Source organism: Sedimentibacter acidaminivorans (assembly GCF_017873955.1).
Classification (GTDB): Bacteria; Bacillota; Clostridia; order Tissierellales; family Sedimentibacteraceae; genus Sedimentibacter; species Sedimentibacter acidaminivorans.
Window position 1 is genome coordinate 40,894 of record NZ_JAGGKS010000005.1, and the last position, 13,439, is coordinate 54,332.

11 protein-coding genes are annotated in these 13,439 nt (G+C 32.1%); 5 read left to right on the plus strand and 6 right to left on the minus strand.

Going from position 1 to position 13,439, the window contains the following annotated elements; genetic code table 11:
- Positions 1-112: 112 nt before the first annotated feature.
- Together J2Z76_RS09040 and J2Z76_RS09045 are read left to right on the plus strand one after the other, a co-directional pair.
- The gene (locus J2Z76_RS09040) at positions 113-1,006 is read left to right on the plus strand and encodes a LysR substrate-binding domain-containing protein (RefSeq protein WP_209511723.1); all 894 of its coding nucleotides are present in this window, start codon (positions 113-115) and stop codon (positions 1,004-1,006) included.
- Between the two features lie 223 nt (positions 1,007-1,229).
- Positions 1,230-3,287, plus strand: a complete 2,058-nt coding sequence (locus J2Z76_RS09045; protein ID WP_209511724.1) for a methyl-accepting chemotaxis protein — start codon at positions 1,230-1,232, stop codon at positions 3,285-3,287.
- 46 nt (positions 3,288-3,333) lie between these two features.
- Here the strand turns inward: J2Z76_RS09045 and J2Z76_RS09050 are convergent, their stop codons facing one another.
- Both J2Z76_RS09050 and J2Z76_RS09055 read right to left on the minus strand, forming a co-directional pair.
- Positions 3,334-3,828, minus strand: coding sequence for a rubrerythrin family protein (locus tag J2Z76_RS09050; RefSeq protein WP_209511725.1), 495 nt, complete (start codon positions 3,826-3,828; stop codon positions 3,334-3,336).
- A gap of 117 nt (positions 3,829-3,945) precedes the next feature.
- Complete coding sequence (locus J2Z76_RS09055) at positions 3,946-4,377, minus strand: Fur family transcriptional regulator (protein ID WP_209511726.1); 432 nt, start codon at positions 4,375-4,377, stop codon at positions 3,946-3,948.
- A 267-nt stretch (positions 4,378-4,644) separates the two neighbouring features.
- On the opposite strand from J2Z76_RS09055, the gene J2Z76_RS09060 reads away from it, so the two are divergent.
- A complete protein-coding gene (locus tag J2Z76_RS09060) occupies positions 4,645-5,055 on the plus strand; it encodes a methylglyoxal synthase (RefSeq protein ID WP_209511727.1) in 411 nt (136 codons plus the stop codon).
- Between the two features lie 20 nt (positions 5,056-5,075).
- Here the strand turns inward: J2Z76_RS09060 and J2Z76_RS09065 are convergent, their stop codons facing one another.
- Genes J2Z76_RS09065 through J2Z76_RS09075 form a run of 3 tightly spaced genes read right to left on the minus strand, consistent with a single transcriptional unit; the run spans position 5,076 to position 8,620 of the window.
- Entirely contained in the window at positions 5,076-7,382 is a 2,307-nt protein-coding gene (locus J2Z76_RS09065) for a xanthine dehydrogenase family protein molybdopterin-binding subunit (protein WP_209511728.1), read from the minus strand.
- Between the two features lies 1 nt (position 7,383).
- On the minus strand, positions 7,384-7,836 hold the full coding sequence (locus tag J2Z76_RS09070; protein ID WP_209511729.1) for a (2Fe-2S)-binding protein: 453 nt from the start codon (positions 7,834-7,836) through the stop codon (positions 7,384-7,386).
- Positions 7,826-8,620: an FAD binding domain-containing protein gene (locus J2Z76_RS09075; protein ID WP_209511730.1), complete on the minus strand. Its 795-nt coding sequence runs from the start codon at positions 8,618-8,620 to the stop codon at positions 7,826-7,828. Before J2Z76_RS09075 ends, J2Z76_RS09070 begins: the two co-directional genes overlap by 11 nt.
- A gap of 231 nt (positions 8,621-8,851) precedes the next feature.
- On the opposite strand from J2Z76_RS09075, the gene J2Z76_RS09080 reads away from it, so the two are divergent.
- Positions 8,852-9,808, plus strand: coding sequence for a LysO family transporter (locus J2Z76_RS09080; protein WP_209511731.1), 957 nt, complete (start codon positions 8,852-8,854; stop codon positions 9,806-9,808).
- Positions 9,809-9,878: 70 nt separating this feature from the next.
- On the opposite strand, the gene J2Z76_RS09085 is transcribed toward J2Z76_RS09080, so the two are convergent.
- Positions 9,879-11,891: a methyl-accepting chemotaxis protein gene (locus tag J2Z76_RS09085; protein ID WP_209511732.1), complete on the minus strand. Its 2,013-nt coding sequence runs from the start codon at positions 11,889-11,891 to the stop codon at positions 9,879-9,881.
- A gap of 285 nt (positions 11,892-12,176) precedes the next feature.
- Here J2Z76_RS09085 and J2Z76_RS17075 point away from each other — a divergent pair, with 285 nt between their 5' ends.
- Positions 12,177-13,424 carry a collagen-like domain-containing protein gene (locus J2Z76_RS17075; RefSeq protein WP_425347560.1) on the plus strand — a complete coding sequence of 416 codons (1,248 nt, stop codon included), beginning with the start codon at positions 12,177-12,179 and terminating at the stop codon, positions 13,422-13,424.
- The last annotated feature ends 15 nt before the right edge of the window (positions 13,425-13,439 follow it).

The following is a 13,439-nucleotide window of genomic DNA, read 5'->3' on the forward strand; positions in this document are numbered from 1 at the left end:
TTTTAGTGTAGCTTGCTAATTTAATAAATTGTAAAAAAAAATAGTAATTAATAAATTATTAATGTATAATTTACTAATTACTATTTTTATTTTTTAAAATGAGGTGTATAAATTGAATTTGCAGCAATTGTATTATTTTAAAACTATAGCCGAATATGAGCAATACACGAAGGCATCAAAAGCGCTGATTGTTTCACAGCCCACTTTAAGTCATTCTATATCAGACCTTGAAAATGAGTTAGGAGTTCCATTGTTTTATAAAAAAGGACGAAATATTAAACTTACCAAATATGGCAGTACATTCTTAGTTTTTGTAACTGAGGCCTTAGAAAAAATAGAGTTAGGTAAATATGCCATTAAAGAAATGATTAATCCTGATGAGGGAATTGTTTCTTTGTCTTTTGTTAGTTCTTTGAGTACTCATTTTATACCTTATGTGGTTAAGCAGTTTTATGAAGATGAACAAAATTTACAAATTAAATTTGAATATGACCAGAATACTTCACAAAAAATTATAACTGGATTAAATGATGGGAAGTTTGATATAGGGTTTGGTTCTAAGATGGAAGCTCCAGAGTTGGAATTTTATAATATATGTGAGGAAGAAATGGCTTTAGTTGTTTCGAATAAACATCAATGGGCAAATAGGGAATCAGTTGAACTAAGTGAAATTGTTGACCAGAAATTAATTACATATGAACATCAATGTGGTACTAGAATCTATGTTGATAATATCCTTTCAGTACTGAATAAAAAACCAAAAATCGTATCAGAGGTTTCAAATGACACAATGGTAGCTGGTATAGTTTCTGCAAATATGGGTATAGCAATTATGCCTAAAATGTTTGGGTTGAATACTTATGATGTAAAAGCTATTCGTATTGAAAATTGTGATTCAAAACGTAATCTATACATGATATGGCATAAAAATAGATTTATGTCCCCTGTTGCAAAAAAATTCAGAGATTATATTGTGGAAAATATAAAATTTAATTCGATATTTTAGCATTGCTTGAGATTTTCCTTAGAAACTATCCATTAAATTCTTAAGTATTTCTTCATTTTTTACTTCTAATTTTATTGTTAAATGTAAAGTTTATTATAGTATTTCTTTAATTATAATAATTTTTTTAGGTATAGTAATATTATTTTAATAATTTTGTAAACGTTTTTCGCAAAGTGACGATATATGTTTGTAAGAAAAAAATAATGTTAAGAAAGGTGAAAAAATGGGATTTATCAAACTAGATAAAATTGTTAAAAAAGATATGAAAGTAAGCAAGAGTAAAAGAACAACTACAATTAGAAGCAAACTTGTAAGTGCAATATTTTTAGCATGCTTGGTACTATTGACTATAAGCGGAGTTGTAATTTCTACTAATGTTCGTACGGAATACGAAAGTACAAAACAAGAATTGTTATTAGAAAAAGCACTAAGAGTAAGTGGCGAAGCTAATGAATTTTTTGATCGTTATACAGTTGTTGCAGAAATGGTGTCAAACAACAAAACAGTACAAAATTATTTAATGAGTACTCAAAATGGAACAAGTGTAACAACTAATGAAAACTTTCTAAATGTGATTAATATATTAAAGGATGCTCAAAAGGGTTATGATGGAGTTGTTAGTTCTGTTTATGTAGCTGAAGAAAGTCCATCAAGCTATGTAACATCGTCAAAAACTGTTGTTAAAGAAAATGTAGATTTAACTCAAAAGGCGTATTATAGAACTTTGAAAGATGGATTAATGCATGTATCAGAAATCTATAAAGATTCGAATACTGGTTCCATGGCAGTTACGATATCAGTTCCTATAAAAGTGAATGGACAGGTTATCGGGGAAGTATGTGCTGATATTTTAATTGATAAACTTGAACAAATGACAGGTGACAATAAATTTGGCGAAAGTGGATATTTTACTCTTTTAACTGGTGATAATAATATAGCTTATAGTAAAGATGCAGATAAATTATTAAAAAATATTACAGAAGTAGGATTTGATGAGAAATTGGTATCTGCTATTAAAGAAAACAATACTGATTTAATTGAATATGAAGAAAATGGAGAAAAACACGTTGGTAGTTTAGGTGTTATAGGCGATACAGGTTGGAAGTTAGTATCATCAATGAGTGAAGATGAGTTTTCCCAAGCTACAGAAGATTTATCCAATAAAATTATTTTTATATTTTTAATTGTAGGAATGTTATTATTAGTATTGATTTTTATATTAATAACAAAAATGACAAAACATATAGTTCAAATACAAAGAGTATCAGACAAGCTAGCTAATGGTGACCTTGATGTTGAAATTAATGTATCGTCAAATGATGAGGTAGGAAAATTAGCAGATTCAATAAGCAGCTTAACAGACAGATTAAAGAAATATATAGATTATATAGATGAAAGTTCAGAAGTGTTGAATCAATTTGCAGATGGAGATTTAACTTTAAATTTGAAGTATGAATATACTGGAGAATTTGAAAAACTTAAGAATGCATTAGTAAACGTTAGTGAGATGCAAAAGCAGGTGATAGGAGAAATAAAAGATTCATCAGAAGCTATTAATAGTGGAGCGGAACAAATAGCAAGCGGAGCATCAGCAACATCGCAAGGAGCTACAGAACAAGCAAGTTCAATTGAAGAATTATCAGCAGGAATAAATGTATTGGCTGATGCGATAAAAAATACTGCAAATGAAGCTAAAGGTGCTGGCAATAAATCATTAGAAGCTTCTAACAAAGTTGAAAATGGAAATGAGAAGATGCAAGAGCTTTTAATAGCTATTAATGAAATAAGTAAAACTTCTGGACAAATTGGGAAAATAATCAAAGTAATAGATGATATAGCATTTCAAACAAATATTTTAGCTTTAAATGCTGCAGTAGAAGCTGCACGTGCAGGTTCTGCAGGAAAGGGATTTGCAGTTGTAGCTGATGAAGTAAGAAACTTGGCAGGAAAGTCAGCAGAAGCAGCTAAGGAAACAACAGATTTAATAGAAAACTCTCTTTCGGCAATTAGCACAGGAACAACATTAGCTGGAGAAACAGGGAAGCATTTAGAGGAAGTAGTAGTAGCAACAGAGGATGCAAGCCGTTTAATAGAAAATATAGTTGAAATGGCTAATGATGGAGCTGTAGCTATAGAACAAATAAAAATAGGTGTAGAACAGGTATCATCAGTAGTTCAAGAAAATGCAGCATCAGCTGAGCAATCAGCAGCGAATAGCGAGGAACTAGCTGCTCAAGTAGAAAGATTAAACGAACTAATAAGAAAGTTTAAATTAAGCTAAGTTTATATAATAGAAAACCACCGACGTTGTCGGTGGTTAATTTAATTTAATATTTTATAAATTTAGATCCAGGCACATTGCAAATTGGGCATTTATCAGGAACAGCTTTTTCTATATTTCCACAAATAGGACATAAATAATAGAATACTTCTTCTGTATTATTTATGTTTTCTAATGCATCTTTATATAATTTTGCATGGACTTCTTCTGCTTTCATGGCATAAGTGAATGAATTTATTGCAGCCTTATTTCCTTCAGCCTCTGCTGCTTTAAGAAATTCTGGATACATACTTTCAAATTCATATGTTTCACCAGCAACCGCATCTTTTAGATTGTCTGTAGTAGTTTTGATTTTACCAGCAACTTCTAAATGCTTTTGGGCATGAATTGCCTCTGCATCTGATGCCGCAATAAATAACTTAGCAGCATTAGTATTTCCTTCTGCTTTAGCCTTTTTAGCATAAGCTAAATATTTTCTGTTTGCTTGAGATTCTCCTGCAAATCCATCCATTAAATTTTTAAGTGTTTTTTGTTCTTCCATTTTATTACCTCCAATTTTATTATTAATATTAGTCGGAATGCGTACAACGCTTGACTACAAAAAGTTTAGCAATAGTAATTTAGAAATGTAGTGTGAGCATTTAACGCGTACCGGTATTTACTTGTTTAATGTTTCGAATTGAACACATTTAGGACATAGTCCTTTAAAGTATACATTTTTATCCTTTACATGGAAATCTTTTAATTCATAAGTACTGAATTTATCTATATCTATATCAAAATCAAATATATCTTTGCAAGACACGCATTTGAAATGACCATGATTATCAGTTCGTATGTCATATCTAGTTTCATTATCTTCTATAGTTATTACTCTTACTAAACCTACATCTGTTAATGAATTTAGTGTATTATAAACAGTTGTCTTTGATAATGTAGGCACCTCGTTGTGTAAGCTGTTATAAATTTGGTCAACAGTTGGATGACATTGATTTAAGGTAAGATATTCTAGCACCTTTAATCTTTGATGAGAAAGACGTATATTTTTTGTTTTTAATTTTTCTAATAAATTATCAAATTCAATTTTCATATTTTCATCACCTATCATAGACAATTTTATATATCTATCTATTACAATGTTAAGTCAATTACTATATTGTAATTATTACAATATTATAATAATATTAAAATACAATTTTGTCAAGTACTTTATTTAAAAATTAGTGTACAAATTATTAAATATTTGCTATAATTTCTAATAATGTAAGCTATCAAGTTTACCTTATTTCAAAAAAATAATAGAAGTAAAATGAAATAATTTAATAAAAGCAATAATAAGAAAGTTTGAGGAGGTTTTATGAATATAAAAAACATTGGTGAGCAAAAACATATAGCGTTAATAGCTCATGATAACAGAAAAAATGATTTGTTAAAATGGGTAAAAAAACATACTAGTTTATTGTCAAGGCATTTTCTTTGTGGTACAGGTACAACAGCTAAAATGATTGCAACTGAAACACTTTTACCAGTTAGAGCTTATGAAAGTGGTCCGCTAGGTGGAGATCAACAAATAAGTGCTGCAATAGTAGATGGTAAAGTTGATTTTATGGTTTTTTTCTGGGATCCATTGACCTCTCAACCGCACGATCCAGATGTTAAAGCTCTTTTGCGAATAGCAGTTCTATATGACATACCTGTTGCAATGAATGTATCTACAGCGGATTTTTTGTTAAAATCTAGTATGATGGAAAAAGAGTACATAAGATAATTATAAATAAAAAACCCCGCTTAAATAAGCGGAGTAATGTTATTTTTAATCATTCCCATTACTATTTTTTCTCCAGTAATAGGTAGTGTCCTAATGTTGACTTTTGTTGCATTATATACTGCATTTGCAATAGCTGGAGCAGGTGTATTAATTACTATTTCACCTATAGATTTCGCTCCAAATGGTCCAGTAGGTTCATAACTTGATTCAAATTCAACTCTTATGTTACCTGCATCAATTCTTGTAGGTATTTTGTATTGAAGGAATGAATCATTTATCATACGACCGCTTTTATCATAAATAATATCTTCATATAAAGTCATACCAATTCCTTGTACTATACCACCTTCAGTTTGAACTCTAGCAAGATTTGGATTAATTGGTGTTCCACAGTCTACAACTGCAACATAATCAATTATATCAACTTTTCCTGTAAGCATGTCAACCTCAATTTCTACTATACCTGCCATAAAAGGTGGAGGTGATGTAGGAGAATAGTGGGATTCGCTTGCTGTTAAATAATTATTCATTCCAATTAAACCTTTGTTTGCAATATCTTTTAAGCTTATCTTTTTATTTTCATTTTTCAATGAAAATACTTCTTGACCGTCAAAATTCATATTTTCTTCAGAACAATCTAAAAGTCTAGCTCCTTCAGCAATTATTTTCTTTTTAAGGGATTCACATGTTTTAATAACTGCCATACCAGTGATATAGGTTGTACTTGAAGCATATGAGCCAGTGTCATATGGAGATAAATCAGTATCTACGCCATGAACTATAATGTTATCCATCTCACAATCTAAACAGTCAGCTGCAATTTGTGAAAGTATAGTATCACAACCTGTGCCCATATCTGTAGCTCCAATCATTAAGGTGTAGAAACCATCATCGTTTAACCTAATTTCTACTGCTCCTACATCTATATCTGAAATCCCAGAGCCTTGCATTGCAACTGCAACTCCAACAGATCTAACTTTGTTGTTTCCCATATCCCTTGCTGGATATTTTTCATCCCAACCAATCATTGCCTTAGCTCTTTCTAAACATTTATCTAGTGTACAGCTTTTTAATTCTTCATTATAATAGGTAGGCATGATATTTCCAACTTGAGTTTGGGTAAGCATGTTTTTCATTCTAAGTTCAGTAGGGTCCATTTCAAGTTTTGCTGCTAATTCATTTATAGCAGATTCCAGTGCGAAAAATCCTTGTGTGGCACCATATCCACGAAAAGCACCAGCTCCCATAGTATTTGAGTAAATTACTTCATAATCAAATTTAAATGCTTTTGCACTGTTGTATATTGTCATAGCTTTGTGGCCTGCTAATCCAACAGTAGTAGGTCCATGGTCACCATATGCTCCTGCATTCCAAATTGTGTTCATGTGTATAGCTTTTATTATTCCATTTTCATCTGAACCTAAACGAATATTTAATTCGCTTTCATGTCTAGGGCTTCCGTTAGTTAAACTTTCTTTACGTGAATATATCATTTTAGCAGGCTTTCCAGTTTTCCAAGTAACTATAGCAGGAAACATTTCACTTATTGCAGATTGTTTTGAACCAAATCCACCACCTATACGAGGTTTTATTACTCGGACTTTCGATTTAGGAATTTCAAGGGCGTTTGCTAAAATACGTCTTATGTGAAATGGAACCTGTGTAGATGTTATAACATTTAGTCTTCCATATGCGTCCATGCTTGTGTATGTTCTAAATGTCTCCATAGCTGTCTGATGATTAGCTTTAGTATGATATGTTTGCTCTATTATATGAGAGCATTTTTTTAATTCTTTTTCCACGTTTCCAAACTCAAAGCATTCGGATGCACAGATATTTCTTTTGTTTTCCGAGCCGATATCAATTAATGCTTTAAAATTTTCTTCAGGATGAACAATTATTTTATTGTCTTTGCCATCTTTGAAATCTAGTAGAGGCTCAAGAACTTTATACTTAACCTTCAATAAGCTTAATGATTTATCTACTGATTTTTCATCCCATCCAGCAACTATTGCAACGGGATCACCAACACATCTAATCAATTTATCCAGTATAAGCCTATCGTAAGGACTTGGTTCAGGATATGATTGACCAGCAGTCGTAAATCTTGATTTTGGAACATCTGCATGTGTTAATATACATTCAATTCCAGGTACAATGGTTGCTTTTTCTGTATATATATCTTCGATAATTGCATGTGCATGTGGACTTCTCAATACTTTAACAATTAAGCAATTCTCTGGAATAATATCATCTGTGTAAATAGGTTTACCAGTAACTATTGACATGGCATCTTTTTTTCTAATGTTTTTATTTACTGCTTTCATTCTAGTTCTCCTTGCTTAAATATTTTTTGATAGCTCTTAGTTGTCCCATATATCCAGTGCAACGGCATAGATTTCCTTCTAGATATTTTTTTATTTCATTTTCTGTTGGATTTTTTAATTCGTTTTTCATTGATAAAACACTCATTATGAACCCAGGACTGCAAAATCCACATTGTTCCGCACCTTCGTCAGCTAAAAATGCTCCAAATTCAGCTGCTTCTTTTTCTAATCCTTCTATAGTAGTTACGTGCATACCATCTACACGTACTGCGAGGGTTGAGCATGAAAGTATTGGTCTGTTTTCTAACAAGACAGTGCATAATCCACAGTTTGATGTATCGCATCCACGCTTTACACTGTAAAACCCTTTAGCTCTTAAAAAATCAAGAAGTATTGTATCTGGTGCAATATCGTCACTAAATTCCTTGTTATTTATCCATAATTTAATTTGCATAGTTGCCTCCGCTTATTATTGCTTCTAAATTTCTTTTTATAAGAGCATGTGCTAGTATTTCACGGTATTCTTTACTTCCTCTATAGTTTGTACCAAAAGATGAATTATTAATAGCTTGAGATATAATTTGGTTAAATTCTTCATCTGTTGGATTAGAATTTGCATTAATTTTTGTTATTACTGGTTTTTGTGGCCTTGCACCTAAAACTACATTCCATGTATTGTCTATATTTGAAACTGAACATGTTAGTACTGGCAAATCGGAAGAGCTTGTTCTGTAACTATTATAACATGTTTTTCTTGAATCTTTTTTTATCACTATTCTAATTAGTATGTCATTATCAAGTGGCATCTGAGCATATTCTTCCATAGAAACAATACCACCTTTATAAAGTTCTACATAACTGTCAAGAGATAAAAAGGCTGTTAAGACATCAGAAAAACCAAATCTAGAATAAATACTTCCTCCAATTGTAGCCATATTTCGCAATTGAACTCCTACAATATGTTCGACTGACTTTGAAATTAAGTTAGGATAACAATCATTTAATCCTCTGTGAAGTTCAATATCTCTTAACGTGCACATACATCCTATTTTAAAGTTATCTTCATCTTCTTCTATGTTGTTTAGGCCTAATGATGAAAGATCAATTGCTGTTCCTATTTTTTTTCTTCCCATTTTAAGCCAAAGCATACCACCAATTATTACGTTCCTTCTGTTTTGATTCAATTCATAAGCTTGTTGCAGATTATCTGCTACTATATATTTATCTATTGTGAACATGAAATCAATCCTTTCATTTATCAACTTATATTTGTTTTTATGTAATTTTACCTTAATTCTACAAACTTTTCAATGTATTTTTGAAACAATTATCTTGCTAAAACTCATAGTATTAGTATAAAACTTTGAGAAAAAATAGAATGTTTTTTATATGCAATTGGTAAATTATGTAGTATGATGGTAAAGTGTAATTATATGTATGACAATAAAAAAATTGGAGGTTAAATTATAATGACTTGGATGCCCTTTTTATGCCTAGGTGTTGGACTCTTTATTGGATTTCGCAATTTATCCCAAATATTATTAATTAGAATTGATTTCGTCATAAATATTGCTTTGGTTATATTGATGATGACAATAGGATTGAATATCGGTATAAATAAGTATGTTATGTTGAATTTGCATTCAATAGGATTAAATTGTTTAATTATTGCTTTGTTTGCTATTTCTTTTAGCGTTTTATTTACAGTAATTTTAGAAAAAACGATACTTCCGTTAGAGATGTTAAAAGAGAAGATTCGTTCAGAAAATATTAGTATAAACAAAAAGGTTGATATTTCGGATGAGTATATAAAGAAATCTTCGCCATTGATTTGGATTATGCCTGCAAGCATTGTTGTTGGTGTAATAATAGGTTACTTTTTCATGCCAAGTAATTTGACTTTTATTCTTGACTATTTACTTATTGGTTCTCTAGTGATACTTTATACAGGAGTAGGGATTAGTTTAGGTTCTAATTTAGAAATTTTTGAATATATAAAAAAACTTGGTTTTCGGGTTGTATATATTTCTGTTGCAATCTTTGCAGGAAGCATTATTGGTGGATTAGTTTCGGGAATATTACTTCATTTACCATTACATGTTTCAATAATATCAGCAGGTGGTATGAGTTATTATAGTTTAACGGGTGCTTATATGACTCAGGTTTATGGTATTGAAACTGGAACATATGGGTTTATTGTTAATGTAATGAGAGAGTTTTTTACAGTTTTGCTTTTGCCTTTGCTAATTAAAATTAGTAAGGGAAGTCCAATTGCTGGAGGAGCGGCGGGAAATATGGATACAATGCTTGTTCCAATAACAAAGTTTGTAGGGGTTGAGATTGGCTTGGTGACATTAATTACTGGAGTGATCTTGACGTTTACTGTACCGCTTATACTTCCTCTTTTATATGGACTGTTAGCATAATTATTTTTTTATACAAGGCGATTATGCAAATTTTAGCTTAATCGCCTTTATGTTTTATAAATTAAGTTTTTTAGTTATTCATTCTATATATATCAACCATCTCATGCAGTGATTGTGCTTGAGCAGCAAGTTCTTCACTTGCAGCAGCTGTTTCTTCAGATGTAGCAGAATTGGATTGCACTACGTTTGAAATTTGAGCTATTCCTATGTTAATTTGACTCATTCCTTCACTTTGGCTTTTTGCTGCCTCTGAAATTTCATAAATAATATTAGTGACTTTATTTGTGTTTTCCACTACATTATGCAGTGCTTTTTCAGTTGTCTTAGCAATTTTACTTCCTTCTTCTACAGCTTTAATTGAATTTTCTATTAAAACAGCAGTGTTTTTTGCTGCACTTGCACTTTTGGTAGCAAGATTTCTTACTTCGTCTGCAACAACTGCGAAACCCTTGCCATGTGAACCTGCTCTAGCAGCCTCAACTGCAGCATTTAGTGCTAGTATATTTGTTTGAAATGCGATGTCATCAATAGTTTTTATTATTTTGCTAATTTCATCAGATATAATATTTATATTGTTCATTGCCTTCATCATTTCGTTCATATGATTGCTACTAACTTTAACCTCTGTGTTTGCATCCGTTGAAATAGAATTGGCGATGTTAGCACTATTAGCACTTTCCTTAATTTGATGTGTAATATATTCAATTGTTGCTGCAAGCTCTTCTGTAGAACTTGCTTGTTCGGTAGAACCTTGTGCTAATGATTGAGATGCCGCTGATACGTGTGATGAACCACTTTCGATGCCATCTGCCATAATTTTTATTTCTTTCATTACAAGTTTTAATTCTGAAAACAAACTTTCAACTATTTCTACAGTGGTATTATAGATTCCATTGTGCTTGCTCTTGTCTACAGTTACAGTAAGGTCGTGTTTAATTAATGCATTATGATATATACCTATATCATCGGACATTGTTTTAACTGAATTAATTGCACCTTCGATAGAACGTGCTAATAGACCGATTTCATCTGTGCTATTAATTTCATTAATATTGTTAATAACTTCACTGTTTATATTACCAACTTCAATAGCTTTTGCAGCATTTACTACTTTTTCAAGTGGAAGTTTTAGACCCTTTTTTAGAATAATCGAGCCTATTATCACATCTATTAAAGCAGCAAGTATAGCTATAAATATTGTTATTAATATATTTATAAATATTTTTTGTTCTACATCAGTATTATCTCTTCCTGAAAATATAATGCCCGTTACCTTGCTTCCGTCATTTGATAGAATCGGGTAATATGCAGTTATGTGATTTTTTCCAAATAGCTTAGCTCTTCCTGTATAATTTTGCTTTTGATTAATTACAACATCTGTAATATCAGGATCTAGGTTAGTACCTATAACCCTTTCGCCATTATTAGTAATTGTTGTGTTTATTCGTTTATCACCTTCGAAAATAGTAAACTCATCACCCGTTATTTTTTTAAGCTTATCAACTAAATCTGTATTATCAAGGTTATAAGATGTTGTAACAGTTCCAATGATGTTTTCTGATTTATTGTATATTGGGGCTGTTACATTAACTGCATATTTAGAATTAGTCTCACTGTCAATTATTGAATATACATTGCCATTTATGGCACTTTTTATGGCATCTTGATTAGAAAATTTATCACCAGCTTTTTTGGCACCCTGAGTACTTGATAATATGGAACCATTGAAATCGGTTATTGTAATATCATCAAGTTCTAATACAACTTTTAATTTATTAGATTCTTCTAAAATTTTATTTCTACGGTTATTCAAAATTCCATCTATAATAGTTTGATTAAGTGCAATAGTCTTAGAAGAAATTTCAAGTGTTTTACTAGTAATATTAAGTTCTTCTTTCATAATATTTGCTGAAGCTGCTGCCTGATGATTAGTAATGTTGTTAATCAATGCACTCATAGAAGCTAATGATGATACAGCTGTAATTACAATTGCACATATAACAAAAATAACTATTGCTCTCAAAATCCTGCTACTTAAACCTTTGGTCTTATGGTTTTTTTTTCTTATTAGTATATTTTTCATTGTTCGCTCCTTTGATTTAATTTGTTATAGCTAGAAAAATTATAATAAATACTATACTATATTATGTTATCGGCAGAATTTATATAATGTTTAGTTATACTAAATATATTTATATAATATTTAGTATAACTAATTGCTTTTTGTTAGTTAACAATAGTTATGGTGTAAAAAGTTATGTTGAAATAATTAATTAGTAATTAAATTTGTTTATAATCATTATCACAATAAACTTATTTGAATATAATAATAGTGGACAGTGTCCAAAATATTATAAAGAGTGATGAAATGAAAAATTATTTATATTATGATACAAATGTAAGAGAACGAAACAGAGATTATGAAAGAGACTGCAATAGAGATCTTGAAAGGGATCTTGAAAGAGATTTTGAAAGAGATTTTGATAGACATTTTGAAAGAGACATTAATAGAGATTGCGATAGTCATTGTAGATGTTTTCCGCCGTGTCCAACACATTGCTGTTATCCTTGTTGTATAATAGGTCCAACAGGCCCACGTGGACCAATTGGACCGCAAGGACCAATAGGTCCACAAGGACCAATAGGATTACAAGGTCCAACAGGCCCAATAGGTCCAACGGGAGCAACGGGAGCAATAGGTCCGATAGGTCCAACAGGTCCGATAGGTCCAACAGGCCCAGTAGGTCCAACGGGAGCAACAGGAGCAACAGGTCCGATAGGTCCAACAGGTCCGATAGGTCCAACAGGAGCAACAGGAGCAACAGGTCCGATAGGTCCAACAGGAGCAACAGGAGCAACAGGTCCGATAGGTCCAACAGGTCCGATAGGCCCAACAGGTCCAATAGGCCCAACAGGTCCGATAGGCCCAACAGGTCCAATAGGTCCAACAGGCCCAGTAGGTCCAACGGGAGAAACAGGAGAAACAGGTCCAATAGGTCCAACAGGTCCGATAGGTCCAACAGGTCCGATAGGTCCAACAGGTCCGATAGGTCCAACAGGTCCAACAGGTCCGATAGGTCCAACAGGTCCGATAGGCCCAACAGGTCCGATAGGTCCAACGGGTCCGATAGGCCCAACAGGTCCGATAGGTCCAACAGGTCCGATAGGTCCAACAGGACCGATAGGTCCAACAGGACCAGTAGGTCCAACTGGCCCGGGAGGAAATTCGTTCTATTTAGGTTCGGATCAATCTGTTGCTAATAACGATTTTCTAGGACTAGGTACCTCATCAAGTGCTTTTATTAGAAATAATGTAGTAATACCACTTAATTCAACAATTGCTGGCTTGGTTCTTAGTATTAGAGATCAAACATTAACAGCAGCTGACACTGTAACTGCTGAGGTATATGCAAGCACAGATTGTGGTGCTACTCCTGTAGCAACGGGAGTTACGGCAACAGTAACAGGTCCAAATCCTCCAAATTGTTGTGCTTTTTCAGCAGCAAACTTACCTGTAAGCCAATGTGACTTGTTATCTGTTAGAATAACACGTGCTGGAGCAGTAGGAGCTTTAGCTGGCGGAGCATCAGCAACTATTGTTATAAACACACCATAATGAAGAAACATTAAA